Origin of the sequence: Streptomyces sp. SS7 (assembly GCF_037993025.1) — a bacterium.
GTDB lineage: Bacteria > Actinomycetota > Actinomycetes > Streptomycetales > Streptomycetaceae > Streptomyces.
In genome coordinates, this window is record NZ_CP141223.1 from 2,574,257 (window position 1) to 2,598,375 (window position 24,119).

At 70.3% G+C, this 24,119-nt stretch carries 25 protein-coding genes; 24 read left to right on the forward strand and 1 reads right to left on the reverse strand.

Going from position 1 to position 24,119, the window contains the following annotated elements; translation table 11 throughout:
• Window positions 1-193 precede the first annotated feature (193 nt).
• The 19 genes from fxlM to hisD all read left to right on the forward strand — a co-directional run bounded on the left by fxlM (window position 194) and on the right by hisD (window position 17,429).
• Complete coding sequence (fxlM, locus tag U5640_RS11475; protein ID WP_340375692.1) at window positions 194-1,432, forward strand: methyltransferase, FxLD system; 1,239 nt, start codon at window positions 194-196, stop codon at window positions 1,430-1,432.
• 510 nt (window positions 1,433-1,942) lie between these two features.
• Complete coding sequence (locus U5640_RS11480) at window positions 1,943-2,137, forward strand: hypothetical protein (protein ID WP_340375693.1); 195 nt, start codon at window positions 1,943-1,945, stop codon at window positions 2,135-2,137.
• Window positions 2,138-2,575: 438 nt separating this feature from the next.
• Window positions 2,576-4,195 (forward strand): ATP-binding protein, encoded by a 1,620-nt coding sequence (locus tag U5640_RS11485; RefSeq protein ID WP_340375694.1) that lies wholly within the window; start codon window positions 2,576-2,578, stop codon window positions 4,193-4,195.
• A complete protein-coding gene (locus tag U5640_RS11490; RefSeq protein WP_340375695.1) occupies window positions 4,170-4,598 on the forward strand; it encodes a roadblock/LC7 domain-containing protein in 429 nt (142 codons plus the stop codon). Before U5640_RS11485 ends, U5640_RS11490 begins: the two co-directional genes overlap by 26 nt.
• Window position 4,599: 1 nt before the next feature.
• A complete protein-coding gene (locus U5640_RS11495) occupies window positions 4,600-4,977 on the forward strand; it encodes a DUF742 domain-containing protein (RefSeq protein WP_340375696.1) in 378 nt (125 codons plus the stop codon).
• Window positions 4,952-5,587, forward strand: a complete 636-nt coding sequence (locus tag U5640_RS11500; RefSeq protein WP_340375697.1) for an ATP/GTP-binding protein — start codon at window positions 4,952-4,954, stop codon at window positions 5,585-5,587. Before U5640_RS11495 ends, U5640_RS11500 begins: the two co-directional genes overlap by 26 nt.
• Window positions 5,588-5,608: 21 nt before the next feature.
• Window positions 5,609-6,232, forward strand: a complete 624-nt coding sequence (locus U5640_RS11505; RefSeq protein WP_340375698.1) for a GAF domain-containing protein — start codon at window positions 5,609-5,611, stop codon at window positions 6,230-6,232.
• A 56-nt stretch (window positions 6,233-6,288) separates the two neighbouring features.
• Window positions 6,289-7,500 carry an acyl-CoA dehydrogenase family protein gene (locus U5640_RS11510; protein ID WP_340375699.1) on the forward strand — a complete coding sequence of 404 codons (1,212 nt, stop codon included), beginning with the start codon at window positions 6,289-6,291 and terminating at the stop codon, window positions 7,498-7,500.
• 42 nt (window positions 7,501-7,542) lie between these two features.
• On the forward strand, window positions 7,543-7,968 hold the full coding sequence (locus tag U5640_RS11515) for a hypothetical protein (RefSeq protein WP_340375700.1): 426 nt from the start codon (window positions 7,543-7,545) through the stop codon (window positions 7,966-7,968).
• Between the two features lie 166 nt (window positions 7,969-8,134).
• Window positions 8,135-9,067 (forward strand): hypothetical protein, encoded by a 933-nt coding sequence (locus U5640_RS11520; protein WP_340375701.1) that lies wholly within the window; start codon window positions 8,135-8,137, stop codon window positions 9,065-9,067.
• Between the two features lie 246 nt (window positions 9,068-9,313).
• Window positions 9,314-10,258: an endonuclease/exonuclease/phosphatase family protein gene (locus U5640_RS11525; RefSeq protein WP_340375702.1), complete on the forward strand. Its 945-nt coding sequence runs from the start codon at window positions 9,314-9,316 to the stop codon at window positions 10,256-10,258.
• A gap of 161 nt (window positions 10,259-10,419) precedes the next feature.
• Window positions 10,420-10,920 (forward strand): hypothetical protein, encoded by a 501-nt coding sequence (locus tag U5640_RS11530; protein ID WP_340375703.1) that lies wholly within the window; start codon window positions 10,420-10,422, stop codon window positions 10,918-10,920.
• 8 nt (window positions 10,921-10,928) lie between these two features.
• On the forward strand, window positions 10,929-11,573 hold the full coding sequence (locus tag U5640_RS11535) for an OmpA family protein (protein ID WP_340375704.1): 645 nt from the start codon (window positions 10,929-10,931) through the stop codon (window positions 11,571-11,573).
• A gap of 78 nt (window positions 11,574-11,651) precedes the next feature.
• Window positions 11,652-12,197: a hypothetical protein gene (locus U5640_RS11540; RefSeq protein ID WP_340375705.1), complete on the forward strand. Its 546-nt coding sequence runs from the start codon at window positions 11,652-11,654 to the stop codon at window positions 12,195-12,197.
• Between the two features lie 355 nt (window positions 12,198-12,552).
• Entirely contained in the window at window positions 12,553-13,197 is a 645-nt protein-coding gene (locus U5640_RS11545) for a 2'-5' RNA ligase family protein (protein WP_340375706.1), read from the forward strand.
• A gap of 75 nt (window positions 13,198-13,272) precedes the next feature.
• Window positions 13,273-14,082 carry a tetratricopeptide repeat protein gene (locus U5640_RS11550; protein WP_340375707.1) on the forward strand — a complete coding sequence of 270 codons (810 nt, stop codon included), beginning with the start codon at window positions 13,273-13,275 and terminating at the stop codon, window positions 14,080-14,082.
• A gap of 109 nt (window positions 14,083-14,191) precedes the next feature.
• Window positions 14,192-14,653 carry a DUF6082 family protein gene (locus U5640_RS11555; protein ID WP_340375708.1) on the forward strand — a complete coding sequence of 154 codons (462 nt, stop codon included), beginning with the start codon at window positions 14,192-14,194 and terminating at the stop codon, window positions 14,651-14,653.
• Between the two features lie 465 nt (window positions 14,654-15,118).
• Window positions 15,119-15,940 (forward strand): SDR family oxidoreductase, encoded by an 822-nt coding sequence (locus U5640_RS11560; RefSeq protein WP_340375709.1) that lies wholly within the window; start codon window positions 15,119-15,121, stop codon window positions 15,938-15,940.
• A 139-nt stretch (window positions 15,941-16,079) separates the two neighbouring features.
• Window positions 16,080-17,429, forward strand: a complete 1,350-nt coding sequence (gene hisD / locus U5640_RS11565; protein ID WP_340375710.1) for a histidinol dehydrogenase — start codon at window positions 16,080-16,082, stop codon at window positions 17,427-17,429.
• Window positions 17,430-17,491: 62 nt separating this feature from the next.
• Here the strand turns inward: hisD and U5640_RS11570 are convergent, their stop codons facing one another.
• The gene (locus U5640_RS11570) at window positions 17,492-18,868 is read right to left on the reverse strand and encodes a helix-turn-helix domain-containing protein (RefSeq protein ID WP_340375711.1); all 1,377 of its coding nucleotides are present in this window, start codon (window positions 18,866-18,868) and stop codon (window positions 17,492-17,494) included.
• 179 nt (window positions 18,869-19,047) lie between these two features.
• Between U5640_RS11570 and U5640_RS11575 the strand changes: the two genes are divergently transcribed.
• From U5640_RS11575 to U5640_RS11595, 5 genes are read left to right on the forward strand one after another with little or no spacing between them, the layout of a single operon-like run.
• Window positions 19,048-19,857 carry a class I SAM-dependent methyltransferase gene (locus tag U5640_RS11575; protein WP_340375712.1) on the forward strand — a complete coding sequence of 270 codons (810 nt, stop codon included), beginning with the start codon at window positions 19,048-19,050 and terminating at the stop codon, window positions 19,855-19,857.
• A gap of 44 nt (window positions 19,858-19,901) precedes the next feature.
• Window positions 19,902-20,987, forward strand: coding sequence for a histidinol-phosphate transaminase (locus U5640_RS11580; RefSeq protein WP_340375713.1), 1,086 nt, complete (start codon window positions 19,902-19,904; stop codon window positions 20,985-20,987).
• Window positions 20,984-22,684 (forward strand): thiamine pyrophosphate-binding protein, encoded by a 1,701-nt coding sequence (locus tag U5640_RS11585; RefSeq protein WP_340375714.1) that lies wholly within the window; start codon window positions 20,984-20,986, stop codon window positions 22,682-22,684. The genes U5640_RS11580 and U5640_RS11585 overlap by 4 nt, the downstream gene beginning before the upstream one ends.
• Window positions 22,684-23,097 carry a cupin domain-containing protein gene (locus U5640_RS11590; RefSeq protein ID WP_340375715.1) on the forward strand — a complete coding sequence of 138 codons (414 nt, stop codon included), beginning with the start codon at window positions 22,684-22,686 and terminating at the stop codon, window positions 23,095-23,097. Before U5640_RS11585 ends, U5640_RS11590 begins: the two co-directional genes overlap by 1 nt.
• Complete coding sequence (locus tag U5640_RS11595) at window positions 23,097-24,110, forward strand: NDP-sugar synthase (RefSeq protein ID WP_340375716.1); 1,014 nt, start codon at window positions 23,097-23,099, stop codon at window positions 24,108-24,110. The genes U5640_RS11590 and U5640_RS11595 overlap by 1 nt, the downstream gene beginning before the upstream one ends.
• Window positions 24,111-24,119 lie beyond the last annotated feature (9 nt).

A 24,119-nucleotide genomic window follows, 5' to 3' on the forward strand; every position in this document is an offset into this window, starting at 1 on the left:
CGCCGACGCTCCGCTGACCTGCGCCGCGCCCTGCGCTCCCCTCTCACCCGATCGACGTCTTGGACCGTGCCTCAACGCTTTCGACGAGCGGGAGGCTACGGCACTGACTGCGTCAAGTCGCCTGTGCATACAGGCGGAAGCCGCCGACGCGCCTCCCCGCCTTCCCACCTCGCAGCCCTCTAACCTCACCTGGATGGAGACCACCGTGACGCCCGCTCCCGACCCCGCCGTGTGGGGCGAAGACCTCGTGAACCGCCTCATCGGCAGCGGCCACCTGCGCACCCCGGAGATCATCACCGCTTTCCGGAGCATCGAGCGCCACCGGTTCCTCCCTGGTGTCGCTCTTCAAGACGCCTGCGTCGACGACGCCGTGGCCGTCAAGCACGACGAGACGGGCGCGATGATCTCCTGCATCTCCGCCCCCTCCATCGTCGCCACCCAGCTCGAACAACTCGACGCCCGGCCCGGCCACACGATCCTCGAAGCCGGGGCCGGCACCGGCTACAACGCGGCGCTCCTCGGCCGGCTCGTAGCACCCGACGGCCACGTGTGGACCGTGGACGTCGACCAGGACCTCGTCGACGGCGCCCAGAAGAACCTCGCGCAGGCTGGGGCCACCAACGTGCAGGTCGTGCTGGGCGACGGCGCGGCCGGCCTTGCCGAGCATGCCCCGTACGACCGCGTGCAGTTCACGGTCGACGCCGGCGACATCCCCCCGGCGATTCTCGACCAGCTCGCACCCGGCGGGCGCCTGGTCATCCCGATGCGGATTCGCGGCAGCATCTCCCGCAGCCTGGCCTTTGAACGTGACGGCCAGACCTGGAGGACCGTCTCCACCGAGATGATGACGTTCGTTCCTCTGCGCAAGGGCGTCTGCAACGACATCCGCACCATGGTCGACATGTCAGGCGAAGGCGACGTCCGCCTGGAGACCTACAGCGAGCAGAACGTCGACCGCGAGGCAATCCGCACCGTCCTGGACCAGCCCCCGGCCGAGATCTACACCGGCGTGAAGTTCCGCAAGGGCGACTCCTACCAGTGGCTCTATCTGTATCTGGCGTATGCGCTTGCCAACGGTCTGTCCCGGATGCCCGGCTCCCGCCCCGGTCTCATCCCGAACTTCGGCTGGGGCTCCATGGCCGCACTCGATGACGACACCCTGGCCTACCTCACCAAGCGGGAAGGTGAAGACGAGGAAGGCGTGTTCTGGCAGATCGGCGTTATCGGCCACGGTCCGCGCGCCGCAGACCTTGCCGACCAGGTCGCCACCGCGATCGACGAATGGGACCAAAGCTGGGGTAACAATGCGCCCGCCCCCGTCTTCCGTATGGCCGTCGGTGACAGCATTAACCAACTGCGGGGATCCGAACCGCGCTTCGTCATCGACAAGGCCCACAGTCGTCTCGTTGTTGACTGGCCGCGCAGGAACTGATCCCACCGTCCCCGCGATAGCCAGTCAAATGCCGTTAATCCGTAGACTAAGGACGCCTTCGATCCTGCTGGATGAACGTCAGTTGGATGATTCTCGGCATAGCGGTCTACGTCCCCAAGGCCACAGCACAGCGGTAATTCCGTTCTGGATGCGATCACCCTGTTCATCATGCATCTTTCACAGGATTCTGGTCTGAGACCGTCGAATACTGTGCTGGTTTACCTATAAACTCAACGAAGGCCGGAAACGGTCACCCGGGCGTCGCGGACATGACGCAAGACGACAAGTCTGCACACCCGGAGGAGACCGTGCCCGCCCTGTTCCCCGCCTTTCCTGGCATAACGGCCCGTTTCGGCCGCGCCGGGACGATCGCGGCCACAACCTGCGCAGGCACGCCACCCCCAAGGTGGGCGAACGCCCCAAGTCCCGCAGCCGCGTTGGCCGTCATCGCTGGCCCGACTGCCCCTGCGGGACTCCTCGGAATCACCCCCCTGGCAGAAATCCACGTCCGTGAGCATCAACGTCTCCCTGGTCCTCGTGCTGGCCGTGGTGGTGTGGTTGCTGATCCGCAAGGGTGGCCTCAAGGCCGGCCACGCAGTAGCGGCCGTGCTCCTGGGCTTCTACCTCCACGACAGCTCCCTCGCTCCGTCGATCAGCCGCATCGTGCAGAGTGCGGCCGACGCGCTCAGCAACATCCGCATCTAGACCGGCTGCCGGGGCACTCCCGTGGGCCCCGGCCGTACGCCGATTCCCCCGTCGGGTGCGGTCTGGTGCCTGTGCCCCGGCAATTACTCCTCAACAGGTCCCGGCCCGGACGCCACAGTGCCCGAAGCCGGAGCTGGGGGGTGTTGAACCTGCCGTCGGCCACAACCGAGCAGGGCGGACGAAGGCAGCGCGACCTTCTCGCCGCGGCCCAGTGCGCCCGCCGGGACGTGGGCTCCCTCCGCTCCCCGGGCCATACGCCTCATCCCGGCGGTCCCCTCCTTGTCCGTTGCCCAGGCCACGTGGCTGGCGCTCCCTTCTGGCCGTCCGTCCCCGAGGTTTCCGATGTCTGATGCTTCACGCCCGTCCCGTTCTGCTCGGCGGCGGCACGGCAGGCCGCCCGGCCAGAGTCTTGCCTCCGCACGGGGTCTGCGGTCGCGGATGCGGCTGATCGCTGTGCTGCCGCCCGTTGCCTCGCTGCTATTGCTGTCCGCCGCGGAATACGCAGTCAGTACCCGGGCTGTGGGGTCCGTTGGCATCGCATTGATGTGGTCCGCGGCAGCCGCCGGGTTCCTGATCGTGGTGGCAGTGGCATGGCGCGTCGGTGATGTGACCGCCCGCGAAGTGCACCGCCAGCGGGCAGCGAACACGGACGCGGTGGAGCAGTGGATCGCCCGGCTACTGGTGGTGGCAGCCGACGGCAGTAAGGTCATCCGCCAGACCATGGACCGGCTCCAACGCGGTGAGTGGCCTGCCCTGCATGAACTCCCCATGCCCCCGGACGATCGGGACCGCTTCGCCGTTCTGGAGTACGAGCTGCACCGGTTCGTACGGGACGCGCAGGCGCTGGTCCTGGGCGCTTCCGCCCAGCAGGAAAAGCGCGCGCATCTGACGCTCGGGCGGCGGATGTTGACGTTGCTCAACCAGATGCTGGCGACGTTCGACGAGTTGGAACGCGAGATCGAGGACCCTGACGTCCTGCGCCCTCTGTGGCGGCTGGATCACATGGCGACGCGCGCTCGCCGTTTCGCCGAGAGCATCGCGGTGGTGGGCGGTTCGGTGCCACGGCGGTCCGACAAACCGACCTCGCTGTCCGACGTGATCAGCCACGCGATCGCCGAGGTCGAGCAGTACCCGCGCGTGAAACTGGCGTCGCCGGTCGAGGGCGAGATCCACGGCCGCGCGGCAGCCGGCCTGATTCACCTGCTGGCCGAACTCATCGACAATGCAACGAACTTCTCGCCGCCCGACACACCGGTGCTGATCCGGGTTGTCCGGGTGTCGGCCGGGATCGCCATCGAAGTCGATGATCACGGACGGCTGATGCCCGATCGCACCCGGGAACAGCTGAACGGACTGCTGTCCGACGTGTCACGGCACAACGTCGGCGAGTACGTGCACGACGGACGCATCGGGATGTGGGTGGTGGCTACCCACGCCAGCCGGATCGGTCTCCAGGTCAGGCTGCAGACCAACGTCTACCGCTCCAACCAAGCGGTCGTCGTCATTCCGTTCGACCTGTTGCACCACACGGCCGCCGACGGGGAGGAGCCTGGCCAGGCTGTCCCTGCGTCCAGCCGTCCCGCACCGGGTGTTCAAGGTGTGCGGCCACGAGGCCGAGGCGATGGCCATCGCCGGGCCTCCGGTTCGGGCGGGCTTGCGCCCTCTGCGCGTCCCGTGCGCGGGGCACTGCCACACTCAGTGGCCGCCCCCGGGCAGGGAGCTGCCCCTCTGCCCCAGCGCAGGACCGCTCCCCAGCCCATATCTCCAAAACCGTCCTCCCCCGTCCAGGGGAACACGCCCGCCGCGGAAGACGAGACTCCTCCGCCGCTGGCGGTCCGTGACCCCTCGCGCTCCTATCTGGCCGAGGGACTGCGCAGGGGCGCCGCGAGCCGCGCAGAGCCTGCTCGGCCCCCTGACGGCGGACTGCTGGCGCGGATCGCCGCAGGCCGCCGGCGCGCAGACCAGCACGGCTCTGCCGGTGATCACCCATCCCCTGACCATTCCGAATCCCCCCATGCCTTGGAGGCATCCGATGAAGCCCGACACCCCGGCGAATGACCTGACGTGGCTGCTGAAGGACTTCGTCGACAGGACGTCCGGAGCGCAGAGCGCGCTGGTGACGTCCCGAGACGGTTTGAAAGTGGGCTACTTCAGCAGTCGCGAGGAAGCCGAGCCGGACACCCTGAGCGCAATCGCGAGCGGGATGCACTCGCTGGCCATCGGCGCCACCGTCGAGCTCCAAGTCGCCGGCGGCGTCCGCCAGGTCACCGTGGAACTGGACGAGGGCTACCTGTTCATCATGGCGGCCGGGGCAGGCGCCTTGCTCAGCGTCCTGGCCGACAGCAGCACAGACGTCGAGCAGATCTCCTACGAGACGGCGCTGCTGGTCAAGCGCATGCCCGAGCACCTCTCCGTGGCACTTCGCAACCAGGGCGCCGCCGGCGGCCAGCCGGTCCTGTGAAGTGGCGCACGACGACAACGCGGTCTGGATCGAAGACGATCTGGGCTCAGTCAGGCCGTACGCACTCGTCCACGGGCGCGTCCGCGCCACGCACCCCGAACTCGACCGGACCTCCCTGGTCCAGGCCAGCCGGGAACCGCCCGCAACGGCCCTACAGACCCACTACGCGCAAGTATTCAACCTGTGCCGTTCCGGGCCCCGCTCGGTCGCCGAGATCGCCGCCACGCTGGAAAAACCCCTGCAAGTGATCAAGATCTGGCTGTCCGACCTGCTCGACGACCGCTACCTGACGGTGCCCATGCCGACCGGGTTCACCACAGCCACCAACGACCTACGAGTACTGGAGGACGTCCTTGCCGGGCTACGCAGAAGCCTCTGACCTGACGATCCCGGCCAAGGTCGTGGTCGCGGGCGGATTCGGGGTGGGCAAGACCACCCTGGTCGGCACCGTCAGCGAGATCAAGCCGCTGCGGACTGAGGAAAACCTCACCATGGCCGGCCTCCGGACGGACAGCCTGTCCGGAATCGAACACAAGTCGCAGACCACGGTGGCCATGGACTTCGGCCGCATGACCTTCCCCCTCAGCGCCCGCACGCTGAGGGAGCTGCGATTCGGCCCGACAGCACAGGTCCAGCTGCTGCTGTTCGGCACGCCCGGCCAGGACCGCTTCTGGTTCATGTGGGACGACCTGTCGGAGGGCGCCGCCGGCGCCATCGTTCTCACCGACACGCGCCGCCTCGAAGACTGCTTTCCCGCAGTGGAGTACTTCGAGCGCCGCGGAACACCGTTCATCGTGGCGATCAACCGCTTCGACGGGGCCCACCCCTATGCCGAGGAGGCCGTCCGAGCGGCTCTCCATCTGGCTCCGCAGATCCCGGTCGTCTCCTGCGACGCGCGCGAGAAGACCTCCGCCCGGCGCGTGCTGATCGCCCTGTTCGAGCACGTCTGCGAACGCGCCCGACCCACCTCATTGCTCACCCGACCCTGACCCTTGTCCCGGAGACCACCGATGACCGCCTTCGACGACCAGACCGCCCGCCCCGAACTCGTCCCTGTCGACCGTGAACTCGGCGCGCGTATGCGCCTGTTGCCTGCCCTGAACCTGGCCGAGGACCAGCCGATCCCGGTGTTCGACGACCTCGCTGCGGCGCTCGCGGCCGAGGCGGCCGAACTCGTCGGCAGCCCCGTCGGCTTCTACAGCATGGTCAACATCTTCAAGGACGGCTACCAGTACTTCGCCGGCATGTACGTCCCCGCCGGGCAGGGCAGTGGCCCGAGCCAGACCGCCGCCAGCGAGATCCCGCCCGTGCAGCGGTTCATGCCCCGTGACCAGGGGTGGTGCGTTCACACCCTGGACCGTCGCAAGATCCTGCCCCTGGAAGACATCTACGACTCCCCCCGCTGGGCCGGAAACGGCGCCGTCGCCCGACTCGGCGCCCGCACCTACCTCGGCGGCCCTCTCATCCACCAGTCCACGGACACGGGCATCGGAACCATCTGCCTGGTCGGAGACCGTGTGACCGCCTGGGGCCGTTCCAGCGTCAGCCTCATGAAGCACTACCAGCAGCAGGCCCTGGCCCTGATCGACGAACTGCCCGCCCAAGCGCCGCACCTGCTCACCCCGCCGCGCTGACCGCACACCACGGCAAGGCTGTTGGGCCCGCTGGCCCGAGGAAGGGGAAACACAGGATGTCTTCTGTCGACGCGTATCTGACCGACGCCCACCGAAGCCTGCGCGAGCAAGTCTGGGAATTCGCCCGCGCAGAGATCGCCCCCCGCATCGCCAAGATGGAGGCGGCGGGCACCCACACCGACCACGACCTCGCACGCCTCATGGGCGAGCGAGGCTGGTTCGGCGTGTTCATCGGCCCCGAGTACGGGGGCCCGGCCGCCGGACACGTCGCCAAGACGATCCTGCTCGACGAACTCTCGTACATCAGCGGCGCCGCCGGCGCGATCCTGCAGGCCCCGCTCATCCCCACACTCGCCCTCCTACACCGAGGCAGCCCCGAGCAGAAACAGCGGTGGCTCCCCCCGATCGCCGCCGGCACCCTGTACATGGCCATCGCGGTCACCGAGCCCGAACACGGCAGCCACGTCATCGGCATGACCAGCACCGCGCGCCGCAAAGGCAAGGACTGGATCATCAACGCCGACAAGTGCTTCGTCGGCGACTCCGGCATCGCCCACCTCTACGTCGTCATCGCCCGCACCGGCAAACGCGACGGCCCGCGGAGCCTGTCGGCCTTCCTCGTCGAAGCCGACCAAGAGGGTCTCGAAGTCACCCAGCCGCCCCTGGTCGGACTGCACGGCTTCACCGCCGGCAACGTACAGCTGCGCAACGTCCGCGTCCCCGCCAGCGCCCTGCTCGGCGAGGAAGGAGACGGACTGGACATCGCCTACACCGCCTCCCTCGTGTGCGGCCGACCCAACCTCGCGGCCGTCGCACTGGGCCTTCACCGCCGCGTGCTGGACGTGACCACCGCATTCACCACGGGTCGCCCCCGCTACGGGGGTGTCCTGGCCGACCTGCCGGTCGTCGGCCACCACCTCGCGGAAATCAAGTCCCGCCTGATGACCGGCGAAGGCGCTCTCTATCACGCAGCGCACCTGCTGGACCAAGGCGTTCCGTGCGACGCCGAGCTGCTCAACAGTAAGCTCGTCAACAGCCGGGCCGCCAAGGCTTCACTCCAGGAAGCCAAGGACACCCACGGCGGATACGGCGGACGGGCCGACTACGAGATATCCCGCCTCTCCCGCGACATCGACCTGATCTCAGCCCCCGCCGGCCCGGACGACCTCCAGCTCTACCGCCTCGGTGAAATCGCCCGGGGCATCGACCGCATCCAGTGGTCCGAACGCTACCTCGCACGCATCGCCCCTCGGGCACCCCTTGCCTGACCTTCCGTTCCCCACTGCCTGCTGACCGACACGGAGACCTCCATGACGAGCACAACTCCCGCCGCGAGCCCGGCCGACACCGACGTGACCGCGTCGATCGTTGCCGCGCGGCGGGAGCTGGACAGCATCGCGAACCGGGGCATCGTCTCCGCGCCACGCGCCGTCGCCGACACGCTCACCACACTGGAGGCGCTTGCCCCCACCCTGATCACGCACGCCCGCGCCCTTGCCGCCCAGCCCGGCGACACGGAGCAAACCGAACTCCACGAACTGATCGAGCGGACCGAGCACCGCGCCAGCTCCCGGCCGCGGGCGGACCTGGCGTACGAACACCTGCTGGTGCTGGTCAACCAGTTGCAGGAGCTGCTGCGCAGGCTGGAACGCGCGCACGGCATCCCGTACCGACGCACACAGGCCGGCGCCGCCACGCGCCGCAGCAACCACGACTCCAGGCGGCCCCAGATGTAGCGCCCTGCACGTCGGCTGTACCAAATCTCCACAGCATTCCCAGCCGAGCCACGAACGCCCCGGCTTTCCGAAGCGCCACCCACACCAGTCCGACCGCATGCTCGCGAACCGCCACCCCCAGTCGCCCCTCCGCACCCCGCTGCCACCTCCAAGGAAGGCCATGACCATGCCGCGCCAAATCACTGTCGTCAGCTGCAATTTCGAACTGAACGGCAACGGTAACTACGACATATGGCTCGCCACGCACCAGCGACTGGCCAAACTGCGCCCCACGATCCTGTGCCGGCAGGAGACCTTCGGCTACACCCCCACCGGGCGCGGAGCCACCCTGTTCGCCGAGTCCAAACGCATACTGCGCCTGGCTGGTGAACTCGGCCCGAAAAGGCACGCCACCGCGCTGTACTACGACCCCGAGGTGTTCGAGCAGCTCACGCTCTGGGACACCGAGTGGCCCGGCTGGCTGCTTCACCCCACCGCAATGACCCTGCGCGTGCGCGGCACCGACGACATCGACGTGGTGGCCGCCTCCGCCCACCTCTCCTACAACTCACCGACGAAGCGCAGAGGTGAGGCCGAGGACCTGACGCGGCTCGCCGACCGGGTCGAGACCTACCAGGGTCCCCACGGCGTGATCAAGCGCAAGCTCCCCGTGCTCGCGATCGGCATGGACCGCAACAGCTATGTCTCGCCGGACCGTCTGGTACCCGGCGAACTCCCGATCCCGACGCTCGACGAGATCAAGGATCCACAGCACCGGGCACACCGCAGCTACGAGATCGCCCCCGGCCAGCGGGTTATGGACTCCGAGCCGGACCGCATCCTGCTCACCGCGCATCTGGAAGACACCGCCCGCTACGCCGCCCTCAAGCCCAACGGGCCCGGCCTGGCAGCCGTCGCGCCCACCGTGCCCGCATCCGACACCCACGGCCCTGCTCACCGCGTGGACCACATCCACGCCACCAACTTCCTGCTGCCCGCCGTCGTCCACACCGAGGTCATCGAAATGAAGGGAAAGTCGGACCACGACACCGTGGTCACGGTCTTCGACCTCGACGTGGTCATCGAGATCTGCCGCAACCAGACACCGCTGGCTGCCTGACCCGCCGGCCCGGTCTCGAACCGCCCACGCCGCGCACATACAGCTGCCGCCGAGCGGTCGCACGCGGTACACGCCCGCCACCTCCGTGGTCGCTCCCGCGAGAAGGCAGCCGCTGTGCCGTGTGTCCCGTCCTCGAACAGGTGCGGTCGCGCCCCGGCCCGATGCGCACGATTCATCCGCCCCTTTTGGGCGCCGGAACATGTCCCCGGCGCGAGGGCTCATTCACGATCAAAGAGGAGGCACAAATTGACCGCAGCCGCCGATAGGGACGAGCTGGTCGCAGCGGGATGGAATATCCAGCACAACGGCCACGGGCGTACGGGAAAGGAAGACCACCGTGATGCCGCACGCGCCATCCTCGCGTCCTACAAACCCCACCTTGTGTGGCGCCAGGAACTGACCGGCGCCTGGGACAACGGCCGCAGCGAACTACACGCCGAGGCTAACGCGCTCGGCGGCCTCATCCCGTACATGTCGTCCCCGAAGGAGGGACGAAGCCGCAACCCGGTGGGCGTGATGATCGATCCCAACGTCTTCACCATCGACAACGACTTCGAGCACGACGGGCCCTGGAAGTCGTTCCGCCACGTCAGGGTCCGTCTCAAGCGGCACTGCACGTCCAGGCCCCTCAACATCGCCTCAGGCCACCTGTGCCACTTCGATCCCGCGATCCGGGCGACGGAGGCCAGGAGACTGACGGCCTTGGCCGACCACGGCCAGAGTGCGCTGCTGGAAATCGACGGCAACAGCTACCCCCACCGCGACAGCGAAGGCGCCGCACACCACCCTCACCTGAACGGCTACGTCACCGCTCTGCCCGACTGGGAGCAGGTCGACGACCCCGTTCACTATGAACACCGCACCATCGAACGCAACGGCATCCGCGTCTCCGATACCGTGCCGGACGAGATCCTTTCCGGCGGCAAGGGCGTCTTCACCGACCTCGCGCTGTACGCGGCCACCGCCCTTGGGCAGCGGGCGGCTCTGGCCCCGACGGCGAGTCTGCAGCGCACCGACCAAGGGCCACCGCAGCGCATCGATCGTCCCTACAGCACACCCGACCTCGCCCCCGCCCTGAAAAGCGTCGAGATCGTGGCCACCGCCGAGGTTGCCGAGGTGACCGACCACGCCCTGGTCATCGTGCGGTTCGACCTTCCAACACTCGGCAGCATCCTGACCCCCACCGCCTGACGGCACAGCTACACGTTTCCACATACGATCACCGGCCGGATCGCCAGCCAATCGGCATGCCCTCCAGCCGAGTTCCACCATGACACCGAACTGAAAGAACTCCCCTCATGGCCGCTACCCGAAGCACCGCACGGCGTGTGCCTGCACTAACTCTCACATGTGTGCTGGTCACGGGCTGCGCGAGCATCACCTCGCAGCCGAAAGCGCCTGCCACCTCCACCGCGGCTGACTCCGCCTCCGAGACACGGCAGGCAGCCGCGGCCCAGCCGCTGGCCCGGCTCCGCGATGGAAACGGGTTCCTACTCCAGGTCGACACCGCCGTCAAAGATCCGGGCGGGGTCCTCACGGTGAGCGGCACTCTCACGAACGCCTCGCCCAAAAGCCGCGTCGTCACGGCCTTTCTGCGCGGCGATGAAACCGAAATCCTCGTGCACGGCCTCTCGCTCGGCGGCGCCACCCTCACCGATGCCCGGGGCAAGAAGCGGTACTACGTGCTGCGGGATACGGACGGCCGACCGCTGACGACCACCGGCCTCTCCATCCTCGATGCCGGGCAGACGGTTCCGATCTACATGCAATTCCCTGCCCCTCCTGCGACGACGACCCAGGTGACCCTGCAACTGCCCACGTTCTCCAGCGCCACGATCGCGCTGTCCCAGTGAGACGGTTCATGTTCCACCCCAGAGTCCCGGCCTCATCCCCGCACCTCACCCTGGCCGTCGCCTCCGCGATCACAGTCGCGGCCGCCACCACCGTGTGCACTGCCGCCCCCGCGCACGCCGCCGGCCCCAGCACCCCCCGCTCCGGCGCATCGGCCACCATGACGGCCTGGGTTGATCCACACGACCCCACCCTCAAGCTGGCCACGGGAGCCACGCTGGCACCTCCCAAGATCCTCGACATCAAGTCGGTCACAGAAGACCTGGGCGGAGACGAACGCCGTGAGGACACCCCCACCGACGTGACCTTCGCACTGCAGGCCGAGGTCCTCTTCGCCAAGGACAGCGCCCATCTCACCGGCAGCGCGAAGGCCCGCATCGGCGCCATCGCCAAGGAGATCAAGCAACAGGGGGCAACGCAGGTCCGCGTCTTCGGCTTCACCGACAACCTCGGCTCACACGCCCACGGCCTCGTGTTGTCGAAGCAGCGGGCCAGCGCCGTACAGGACGTCCTCGCGGACGCTCTCAACGCCCCGGACATCACCTTCGAGGTACGCGGCTACGCCGAGCAGTACCCCATCGCGGACAACGCGACCGAGGACGGCCGCAGGAAGAACCGCCGCGTGGAGATCGCCTTCCCGCGGGCCACGAAGTGACCAGCCCATGCCGCCCACAGCCCGCCGTGAGAGCGCGGCAGTGGCGCGGGACATTCCGATGACGAACCCAGGAACCTCATGACGATCGACTCCTCCAATGCCGAAGACAGTGAGCTGGCCTCTGCTGTCGAGGACTCCGCCCCCACGCCCGACACGGCGTTGTCGCACAGGCAACGGCAGATCCTCGATTTCATCCGCACTGCAGTCCAGCTGAAGGCTTACCCACCCTCGATGCGCGAGATCGGCACCGCGGTGGGCCTGAAGAGCACCGCATCCGTCCGCTACCAACTCAACCAGCTGGAAAAGAAGGGGTGCCTCGTCACTGACCCGAACCGTCCCCGTGCCATCCGGCTCACGGTCGGCGGCTGGGAGGGCTCAGGCGGTTCAGCTCCGAAGCACGGCCGATGCCCTCGCTGTACCAGCGACACCGGCGCAACCGTAAACCCCCTTGTTCTCCAGGTCGTACTTGACCCCGAGACCAGTTGTGCCCTGCTCGACGGTGCGCTGCTGACCGTGCGCCAACTACCCGAATCCGTCACCAGCTGCGCTACCTGCAAGGACGCTGCCCTCCTCGGCCAGGTCACCGCCGTAGCCCTCGCCCACCCAGTCCCCGACCACACCTGACTCCCGTGCACGGCAGCCCCATGCTCATCCCGCACGCGTCCGCCCCTACCTGAACTGAACGCACCCCACATGGCCCTTGGTCTCGTCCACAAAGAAGCCGGACGTCGGTCCGCCGCGCTCGCCGAGCGTCTCGATGCCCTCGCCGTCGAGAGGCCAGACGAAGCGCCCTGACAACCGGACTGCACCCTCAACCCACAGCTCTCGAAAGGAAATGCATGTCCCTGCGCATCGGCAACTTCGACGCCTACAAACTTCGAATCAACGCCCGCGGCACTGCTGCTTGGAAACCCCCTACCGCTGCTGTACGCGAACTCGCCCCCGATATCCTCGGCCGCACTGAACCAAGGTATGGATCATGAAGCAGTTCGTGCCGACCTTCCGAGGCCAGGAGTGGGAATCCGGGGCCGGAGCACTCCATCTCTACGTCCGGCCTGAGCCGGTGGACAGGGAGTTCCACGACCTCGCCGCGGCCTGCCGGGAGGTCCTGGGCGACTATCCCATCTGGTGTGTGCCCGACGACCTCGTGCACATCACCATCGAAATGGACGCCGCCGCCCCCAGCACCGACATCAGCACCACCGAGCGCACCCGCCTCATCACCACACTCAAGGACCGACTCACACGTATCGAGCCGTTCACCGTGCTGTGCGGCAGTGCGCTAGCCAACCGCACCGGGGCCATCCTTGACACGCATCCCGACCAGGGCCTCGTAGCCCTGCAGAACCTCGTCCGTTCCGCGCTGTGGGAGGCCCACGACACTTCGGCCATCGCTCATGAGGGAGGCCGCGGGCACGCCTCCCTCGGCTATGCCTACGACCAAGCCGACTCCGACCCACTCCAGAGCGCTCTGCGCCGGATCAGCCCCAGTCACGCCCCGCTGACCGTGTCCCGCCTGCACCTGCTCGACGTGCGCTGGACCGCCCACCCACGAGCGGACGGCGGCGTCCGGTGGGAGATGGACTGGGACCCCGTCGCCGTCCTCCCGCTGGGAACCGCGTAACCGGCCCCGCAGACGCCAACACCCGTAGAGCATGGCATGAGCATGCATCGTTTTCGTCGAAAGGAACGACCCGCCATGAACGCGTCCACGCTGGAAGACGACCTCCGCCGACATGCCGAACGTGCCCTTCAGACAGGTGACTTCGCCGCCTCGGCCCACCTGTACGAGCAGTTCCTCCCAGATATATCCCCGGCTTCGGGCACCGAGGACGCCGATACCCTCGCTGCGCGCGTGCAGTACGCGCTCGCGCTGTACGGTCTCGCCGACTACCCGGCCGGCGAGACCCAGCTCCGGCATGTCCTGCACGTACAGCAGCAGGACCTGGGCCCGGAACATCCCGACACGCTGACCACGCTGGCCCGGCTCGCCGACAACCTGGGCGAACAGGACCGCTGGACGGAAGCGGAGGAGCTGGCCTCCACTGCCGTCGAACGCGCCACCACCGCCCTGGGCGCCGAGCACCCGGCCACCCTGTCCTGCCGCCTCACCCTGGCCTGGGTCCTGTACCGCACCGCCCCGCACGAGTCCGAGGAATCCATCCGCGCCACCGTGCGGGACATCGTCGCCGCACACGGTGACGGCCACCGCGACAGCTGGGCCGCCCGCCACCTGCTCGTGGAAACGCTGTGCGTCCTGGGCAAGACAGACGAAGCCGAGTCCGAGGCCCACGCCCTCATCTCCCTGCGGGAAGAGCGCCAGGGCGCAGGGCACCCGCACACCTTGCGCGCCCGGGCCGACCTCGCCCTGGTCCTGCACACCGCGGGACAGACGGCTCGGGCCCGGACACTGATCGACGACGTGGCGGAGACGAGCAGTCGTGTGTTGGGCGGCGACCATCCGTATACGACCGGCATCCACGCCACCCGCAACACCATCGCCGCATGAACGCCCCCATGCGGCAGATCATCGCCCGCATGTGCCGGGGTGGTCTTGCCACTCTCGCGATCACCCACGACGATCAGGCGGCAGGACCCGGACGCCCCCTGGAGGAAGCGTGATCGTGCTGCTCGCCGTGAATGCCGCGCTGATCGCCGCGTCGATCGCGCTGTTGGCCGTGTCTGTGGCCCAGTGGCGCACCCGGAAGCGGGACGATCTGCGCCTGGAAGCCCGCCGGATCCACATGGAACTCCTGCGTCAGGGGGTCGCGGACCCGGGCCTGGCCCGGCTGTGGGTCACCGAGCGGCTGGAGGGTCTCAGCGACGACGAGATCCGGGCCCACCTTTACATGAACGCACGCATCATGGCGCTGGAACTCCAGTGGGAGACCGGCGCGCTGACGCCCGTGCATCTCCACGAAGCGGCCGAGTCGTTTCTCGCCACGCCGCAGGCACGGCAGTACTGGGAGCGTGCTTGCACTGTCCGCGCGAGCGTTGCCGAAGAGGCCACGCAGCGCACGTTCCACGCAGCCTTCGAGGACGCCCACCGCAGCCGCTACGGAACCCCTGTCGCTGGCTGAGCACCCTGCCATGCTGACGTCATCAGTTGTTCCCCCCTTCCACGCTGGAGGGGGGAACAACCGATGGCTGCCCCTTCCACGACGGTGCTGTTCGGGCAGCAAGGAGGGAACCACGACGCTTCCTCCTCGGGGCCGACGCCGAGTCCACCAGTTGGCCAGCACAACACGGTGCACCCGCCCTGCCGGTCGTACGTCCCGGCGAGGCGGGTGCAGCTCCAGGCGGTGGCCGCGCTCGGCCAGCAGGATGCCGACCAGGTCAGGCACGAGCAGGCCGAGTGCCGGCGCAGAGATCCACCCGGCACGCGGACACCCGGACGAGCGGCACCGCTGCGGGCTCAGCCGGTCCTACGTTGTGCCGCACGGCCAGCCTGCACGAAGGTGCCAGGCGGCGAAATGTGCTCGGCACACAGCGGGCACACACTCCTCCCCTGTCGCCGGGCTTACGAGTGGGCTGGGCTAGGCCGTATGGAGGAGACATACACGCGCAGCGGGCCGGTCGGCCCGGATGGACTGTTCTCGGTGGAAGGCATGACCGTCGTGGTCACCGGGGGCGCCACGGGGATCGGTCGGATGGTCGCAGGCGGCTTCGCGGCCGGCCGCGCCCGGGTGGTGCTGGTGTCGCGCCGGCCGGAGGCGGGTGAGGAGGCCGCGGCACAGCTACGTGCGTCGGGGTGCTGTGAGGTGGTGATCGGCGATCTGTCCACAGCGGAGGGCGTGGACCGGGTGGTCGCGCGGGTGCTGGCGGTGGCGCCGGTGGTGGATGTGCTGGTGCACAACGCGGGCGCCACCTGGGTGGGACCACTGGAGGACCATCCCTATGACGCGTTCGATGCGGTGTGGGCGGTCAACGTCAAGGCCGTGTTCCGCATGACGGTCGGGCTTCTGCCCGGTCTGCGGGCAGCGGTGGCCGCTCGGCCGGGTGAACCAGCACGGGTGATCACGATCGGGTCGATCGACGGCGGGCCAGTGGTCTCGCCGGTGGAGAACTACGCCTACGGCGCAAGCAAAGCGGCAGTGCACCAGCTCACGAGGCACCTGGCCCGGCGGTTGGCCGGGGAGCGGGTGACGGTGAACGCGGTGGCGCCGGGGCTGTTCGCCACCTCGATGACCGCCGAGCTGCTGGCCGACCCCGCCCAGCGTGAGCGCCTCGTGGCAGGGATCCCGCTGGGCCGGCTCGGGCGGGCGGAGGACGTGGCGGGTGCGGCGCTGTTCCTGGCGTCCCGGGCGGGTGCGTACGTGACCGGCGTGGTGCTCCCGATCGACGGCGGCGAGTCCGGCTGCGGGTGAACCAAGGCGGACTCCGCGTGGCAGGAGAGCCTGGTCGCTACCCTGGACGCGATGACCCGGCCTCCGGTGGAAGCCCTCGACGGCGTTCCGGAGCCTGGGCCTGATTCCTGTACACAAGCGAGTGATGAGAAGCGGACGGATGACTGGGACTGTGAACGTGGCGGATCTGCGGCTGGTCGACTGGGGCACGGCGACGGCCGAGGAGCGCCATCGGATCCTGGCCCGGGGCAGTGACCACGACGGCGTGGACGAGGGCCTGCGGGCCTCGATCGCGACCATCGTGGAGGACGTCCGCAAGCGCGGGGACGCCGCGCTGGTCGACGCGCTCGGCCGGTTCGACAAGATGACTCTGCCGGCGGAGCGGCTGCGGGTGAGCGAGGAGGAGTTCGCCCAGGCCCGTGCCGCGGTCAGCGAACGGCTCATCGAGGCGATCCGCACCTCGATCACGCAGGTGCGGGCCTTCAACGAGCTGATCGTCGAGCGTGCATCGTGGACGGCGGAGCCGCGGCCGGGGCTGCTGGTCGGCGAGCAGGCCACGGCGATTCCCTCGGTCGGGCTGTTCGTCCCCTCCGGCAAGGGCTCCTTCCCGTCGGTGCTGATCCAGATCGCCACGCCGGCCGTGGTCGCCGGGGTGGAGCGGATCGTGGTCATGGTGCCGCCGGTGCCCGGCGGCAGCGGTCAGGTGGATCCGGCGACCCTGGTCGCCGCGCAGGAGCTGGGGCTGAGCGAGGTGTACCGCAGCAACGGCCCGGCCGGGATCGCGGCCCTGGCCTGCGGCACCGAGACCGTCCCCAGGGTGCGGAAGATCGTCGGCCCGGGCTCGCCCGCGGTGGCGTGCGCGCAGCTGGAGGTGCAGCGGCTGGGCTGTGTCGTGGAGGTCGGCTTCGGCCCCACCGACGCGCTGATCGTGGCCGATGACAGCGCCGATCTGCGGCTGCTGGCCGCCGACCTGATCAACGAGGCCGAGCACGGCCCGGACTCCTCCGCCGTCCTGGTCTCCATCTCCCGCCCCGTGTTGGAAGGCGTCCGCGCGCACGTCGCCGAGCAGCTGGCCGAGCTGCCCGAGCCGCGCCGCACCTATGCGACGACGTCGATCACGGCCAACGGCGGCCTGGTGCTCGCCGCCGACCGTGAGGAGGCGATGGCGGTGGCCAATGCCTACGCGCCGGAGCACCTGCAGCTGGCCGTCGAGGGCCCGAAGACGTGGCTGCCGCTGGCGAAGTACTCGGGCACCGTGCTGCTGGGCCAGTGGACGACGTTCGCAGCGTCCAACTTCGCCATCGGCACCCCGGCGACGCTGCCAACCACCGGGTTCGCGCAGGTCTCCAGCGGCGTGACCGCCTCGACGTACCTGGTGCGGGCCGCCATCGCGCAGCTGGACGAGGCCGAGTTCCGCCGGCTGGCTCCAGTGGTGACGGAGCTGGCTGGCCACGAGGGCTTCCCCGCGCACGCCGCGACCGTGACCGTCCGCGAGGACGCGTCCGAGTAACCGGCCCTGGCCGCACGCACGGCGTCCCGCGCCCGGCCCCGGGGGCAGGGACGCCGGCGTTCTTATGCGGTGGCGGCGAGGAAGTCCCTCACGTCGGGGATGGCGCGGTGGGCGGCGAGTTTGCCGCGCAGGGCGGTAATCGTGCTGCTGCCGCGGGCGGAGGCGGTGCCGCCCATGCGGTCCACCGCCTGCTGGGCCAGGTCCACCGCGGCGTCGATCTCGCCCAGCGCCAGGTGGGTCTCGGCTCGGCGGGTCAGGTAGATCGCGGTGCCGCGCGGCTCCTTCTCCGTGTCGTACGGGTCGTCGGCGTCGCCGGCGGCCTGGAAATGCTCCAGCGCCCGGCGGTGCTCACCCAGATCGAGAGCCGCGCTGGCCGCCACCTGATGCAGCTCGCCCTCCGTGATCCAGTACATCGAGGGCACATCCTGGTCGGCCGGGGTGGCACAGGCGTAGGCGCCGAACGCAGCATCGACGGCTTGGTGGGCACCGTAGCGGTTGCCGGCCTTGGCGTGAGCGCGGGCGGTGCGGGCGTGCAGCAGGGCGGTCACCCGCGGGGATCCGGTGCGACGGCCCGCCGTCGCGGTGACGGCGTCGAGGATGCCGAGGGCGCCGTGGGGGTCGTCGCGGTTGTAGCGCAGCCCGGCCCAGAACGCGAGGACGGTGGCGCCGACGGCACGGTCATCGGTGTGCCCGGCCGCCCGCAGGGAGGCGAGGTAGTGCCGTTCAGCGGCGGCGTGGTGGGAGGAGTCATAGGCGGTCCAGCCGCAGATCCGCCCGGCTTCGGCCGCCGCCGCGTACAGGCGCTTTCCGGTGTTCTCGCTGTAGGAGGCGTCTTTCAGCGTGGAGGTGATCAGGCGGAGTTCGGCGCGGGCGGCCTGGTGGACCTCCGCCGAGCCGAGCCGGTCGTCCAGGCGCCGTAAGCCCTCCAGGCGGGCGTCGAACAGGTCGGCGGTGGAGGCGCCGATCCGCCGCCCGGCCGTCGGGGAGGCTGCGGCGAAGGGGACGTTGCCCGCCCAGGTGGCGGCTGCCGCCGCGACGGCGGTGGACGAGGCGATCAGGAAGCTGCGGCGGTCCATGGGTCCTCCGGTGACGCTCTCCAGGGACTCCACCGTAGCCGCCGGTGACCAGGTGACAACAGAGCGGCCCGGAAAGTCCCACAGCGGCTCGTCCAGGGTGTAGGCGGGCAGCCACCACGGCCAGCCGAGCGCAGCCACCACGTCGAGCGGCACGTCCAGGACCTCGGCGAGGAGTTCCTGGGAGAAGGCGTCGGGCTCCTCCACCCGTCCGGATTCCCACTTCCAGATCCGGTTGCGGTCGGTGCCGTTGCGCAGACCCCGCCGCTCGGCGGCCTGGCGGATCAGCCGGGCGAGGTCCTCCTGGGACCAGTTGCGGATCATGCGCACATACGCCAGGGGGTGGTGGCATAAGTCCGGCCACATGCCTCGCTCCTTTTCGGGTCGGCGGCGGGTGCGGCGGCGCGACCCCCCAGTGTGGCGGTCGTAGCCACACGGTTCCAGGGAGTTATCGACCGGGCACACGCGAGGCACACGGCCGGAAGACGGCGGGCACACGGTTATCCCCTTCAGCAGGCCCCTGGTCTGCGCGGACGCTGTCGGGCATGCCTATCTCGTCCGGTCTTCCCGGCACTGCCGCCGCGCACACCAGCACCGCCGCGGCGGTGCGTGCCGGACACGTCCTACTCGCGTCCGCCCCCGACGACCCGCACCCGGAGGCGGCCGGAGGGGCCCTGCTCGCCTCGTCCCCGGCGGTGGTGCTGCGCACCGTACCCGCCGGGGACGAGGCGGCGGTGACCGCCGCACTGACAGGCACGGGCCGGGCCGTGTGCCGCTACCTGGACCGCATCGTCCTCACCGCGGCCACCGGCCCCGACTGCCGGGCCCTGCTGCCGGCCTTGTACGACGTACTCGGCGAGGCATACGAGCTGCTGGCCGACACCGGCCGCAACGTCGCCGCCGCCGAATGGGCCCTCGCTGCCCTGGCCACGCGTGCGGGCCGCCCGCCGCGAGCGGTGCTGGACGTGGGGTGCGGCAGTGGCCTGGCCCTGCGGGCCCGCAACCGCCCGCCCGAGCTGACCGGCTGGGATCCCAGCCCCGTCATGCGCCACCTGGCCGCCGCCGCAGGCATGCCCGTCCTGGACACGCTCACCCCCGCGCCGGACCAGGTGTGGGATGCCGCCCTGGCCTGCTACGTCCTGCACCTTCCCAGCGCCGCCGAGACCGTCCCGCAGGTGCTGCGGCTGCTGCGGCCCGGCGCCCCGCTGGCCGGGAACGTGCACCGCAGCGCCGACCCCGGCGCGCTGCCGGCCGTGTGTGCCCGCTACGGCATCGCCCGCCAGACCGTGGACCGGCACCCGCTCCACGGCGACCTCGTCGTCCTGTCCCTCACCTGCGATTCCGGAGCCGTCTGATGCCCACCCGAACCCCATCACCGCCCACCGCACGCCCAACCGCCGTGCGCGTCTTTTCGACTCTGACCCCGTTCCGGGCCGAACCGCACGCCCACGACCCGCGCGACGTGCAGCGTCTGGCCCTGTCCGAAAACCCCCACGGGGCCTCCCCGCACGCCCTGGAGGCGGCGCGCCGCGAGGTCGAGCGGGCGCACTGGTACCCGCACTCCGACGGCGAACCGCTGCGCAGCCTGCTCGCCGCCCACTACGGCCTGGATGCCGAGCAGGTGATCGTGGGCAACGGCGCGGACGAGATGCTCCTGCTCGCCGCGCTCGCCGCCGCCCCGTCGCCTGCCGTGATCACCGCCCGCACGTTCGCCGGGTATGCCGCGTCCCTGGAGGCCGCCGGACGCCCCTTCCGCGAGATCCCGCTGCTGCCCGGCGGCGGCATCGACACGGACGCGGTGTGCCGGGCGGCCGAGGGGGCCGGGTGCGTGATGGTGTGCAATCCACACAACCCCACCGGCACGGCCCTGAGCGCCGGGCAGGTGACCGGGCTGGTGGCGGCCGTGCGCGCCGCGGGGGCGGTGCTGGTGCTGGACGAGGCGTACGCCGAGTTCGCCGGCCCGGACCGCTTCGGCACCGGCCTCGCGCACCTGGACGCCGGACGGGTAGTGGTGGTGCGGACCTTCTCCAAGGCGTACGGGCTGGCCGGGCTGCGGGTCGGCTACGCGCTGGGCGACGGCGAGGCGGTCGACGCCATGACCGCCCTGCGCACCGCCCTGCCGTACAACACCAACCGGATCGCCCTGGCCGCCGCCGCGGCGGCGCTCGCGGACGAGGACCACCTGCGGATGGTCGTCGCCGACTGCCGCGCCGCCCGCCAGGCCCTGACCGGCGAACTCGTCGCCATGGGCGTGCAAGCGGTGCCCTCCCAGACCAACTTCGTCCTCGCCCGCTTCGGCGACCACGCAGCCCAGGTCGTGGCCCGGCTGGCCGACGACCACCGGGTGCACATCCGTCACACCGCCGGCCTCGGCTTCCCCGACTTCGCCCGCATCAGCGTCCCCGCCGCCCGCGACGTGCCCCGCCTGGCCGCCGCCCTGCGGTCCGTCCTGTCCGACCGACAGCTTCTGGAGGCCCGCCCATGACCACCACAACGGCCACAACGACGATTCCGGGGGCCGAGGTGCTGGCCCGGCACCTGGCCGAGGCGGGCATCGGCTGCGCCTACGGCATCCCCGGACAGCGGATCCTGCCGCTCTTCCACGCCCTCGACGACGCCGGCATCCCGATCGTGCTGACCCGTCACGAACAGGGCGCGGCGTTCATGGCCGACGCGCACGCCCGGATCGCCGGGATGGGGGTGTGCCTGGCCACCTCCGGCCCCGGCGCGATCAACCTGCTCGGCGGGCTGGCCGCCGCCTGGATGGACAGCGTGCCGCTGCTGGCCATCACCGCTCAGGCCGAGCGCAGCGAGTTCGGCCGCTACGGCATCCAGGAAGGCACCGGGCTCGGGCGCACCCCCGACATCCCGGCCATGTGCCGAGCCACCGTCAAGGCATCCTGGCAGCCGACCAGCCCGGAAGAGCTGGGGCCGATGCTGGCCGAGGCGCTGGCCACCGCCCGCTCCGGGCGCCCCGGACCGGTCCACCTCGACATTCCCTCCGACCTGTTCACCGCCCCCGCCCCACCCGCCGCCCCGACGCACACGGGGGCGGCGGTGGACGCGCCGGACCTGGTCGACGGCGCGCTGGTTCAGGCCGCCGCCGACGCGCTGCGCCGGGCCGAGCGGCCCCTGGTGCTGGCCGGCGGCGGGCTCGCCGATGTGGCCACCGCCCGCCTGCTGATGGAGGTCGCCGAGGCCGCCGACCTGCCGGTGGCCGGCTCGTTTGCCGCCAAACGCTATGTGGACGAGCACCACCGGCTCGCCCTCGGTCCGGTCGGTACCTACGGCCGAGCCGCCGCCAACCACGCCCTGCACCACGAGGCCGACCTGGTGCTCGCCCTCGGCGTGGCCTTCTCCTACCTGACCACCGCCGGATGGACCGCGCGCCTGCCCGCCGACCGCCTCATCCGGGTCGACATCGACCCCCGCGAACTCGGCAACACCTACCAGGGCGGCATCGCCGTCCAGGCCACCACCCGCGCCTTCCTGACCGCCCTGCACCCGCACGCCGACAGCATCCGCGGCGACGGCGTCCGGCGGGCCACCGCCCTGCGGGCCGAGCACCCCGACCCGCCCGCGACCGCACCGACGGACGGGCTGCACCCGATCACCGTGTGCGAGGCCGTGGGACGGCACCTGGACGAGGGGGCGACGGTGCTGGCGGACGTGGGGCAGAACGCCTACTGGGTGGAACGCTACTTGCGCACCCGGGGCGACAACCGGTTCTTGATCAACGCCGGACTCGGGTCCATGGGCCATGCGGTCGCCGGCGCCGTCGGCGCCTTCAAGGCACGCACCACCAGCGGCGGACCCGGCGAGCGGGTGGTGGTGACCACCGGCGACGGCGGGTTCCTCATGGGCGCGCTGGAGATCTCCACCGCCGTCGCCGAGCACGCGGCGATCACGTGGGTGGTCTTCAACAACGGCACGCTCGGCACCCAGCAGGCGTGGTTCGACCGCACCGGCCACCGGCCCGTCGCCTGCCACCTGCCGGACACCGACCTGGTCGCCCTGGCCCGCTCGCTCGGCGCCGACGGCCGCCGCGTCCACACCGCCCAGGATCTTGATGCCGCCCTCGCCTGGGCCGTGCAGCGGGCTGCCCCCACCGTCCTGGACGTGCACATCGACCCCCACCCGGCCCCCGTCCCCTACACCCCCGAAACCGAACAGGAGTCGTGATGACCCGCCCCCTCCCCGGCCAGGTGCCGCCCGGCGCCGACGGCATGGTGTGGCTGACCGAGACCATGAGCATGCGCACCCTCGGCGACCTCGGCACGCTGTCCATGGACTACCTGGAAATCCACCCCTTCGCGGTGCGCACCCCCGTCGTCCACGACGACGGCGAGGAGATCCTCTACCTGATCGACGGCGAGCTGGAGTTCACCCTCGGCACCACCACGTTCACGCTCACCGCCGGGCAGGCGGTCGCGGTGCCCCGAGGCACGCCACACGGCAGCGTCAACCGCTCCGGCCAGCTGGTGCGGATGCTCGCCGCCAACAGCCCCGCGTTCCGCGCCGACCAGGAACGCACCGCCTCCCCGCCCAACCAGCCCCCGCAGGGCGGCCCCGCCGAGCCGGGAGGCACGCGGTGATGGAGGCGTGCATCATCGCCTGCGGACGCAGCTCCCGCCTCTACCCGTTCACCCTCGACCGGCCCAAGGCACTCGTGCCGCTCGGCGAACAGACCGTGCTTGCCCACCAGTTGAGCATCCTGCGCGGCTGGGGCGTCGAGAAGATCACCGTCCTGCACCGCGACGACCACGACCCGGCGCTCGTCACCCGCACCCTCGGCCCGGAAGACCGGCGCACCGTGCGCATCGCCACGGCGCCGCCTCACTGGCCCGGGGTGTATGCGTGGCTGTGCGCGCAGTACACGGCCGCCCGCACGCCCGTGGTGACGCTCAACTGCGACCTCGTCCTCGATCCGGCCTGGGGCGGCATCCTGGCCGACCACGCCTCCTCGGGCGCCGCGTTGACGCTCGCCGCGACCGACGGCCCCGGCCCGGAAGAGGGCCAGTACGGACGCCCCCGCCTGCTCACCCTCACCGGCGCCGGCATCCTCACCGCCACCCGGCCGCCGGGCAGCGGCCCGCCCCAAGGCGCCGGCGAGACTCCCCTGCACGAGATCGGAGTCAGCGTCGTCTCCCCGGCCGCGTGGCCCCAGCTGGACGGCCTGCCGCACCACGCGGAGGATCCATGGGCGGACGAGTTCGTCCCCGCCCTGATCCGCTCCGGCCACCCGGTACACGTGGCCGTGCGTACCGCGCCGTGGCGGGATGTCGGCACCTGGTACCGCCTCTGGCTAGCCCACCGCGACCTCGCTCACGCCCGTCCCGGCCAGCAGCATCTCCACCCTGGCGCGCACATCGCGGACAGCGCCCGGATCGAGGGCTGGGCCTGGATCGGTCCCGGCGCCCGGATCGGCGATCACGCCGTCGTCAAGAACAGCGCCGTGCTCGCCGGCGCCGAGCTGGCCGGCGACAACTCGCTCATCGACGGCCTCGCGCTGCCCGGCGCTCACCTCGCGCACGGCGCACACCACCACGGCACCGTCCACCTGTCCGGCGCTGCCCCGCACCCCATGCCGCAGGCCCCCCACACCTAAGGAGTTTTC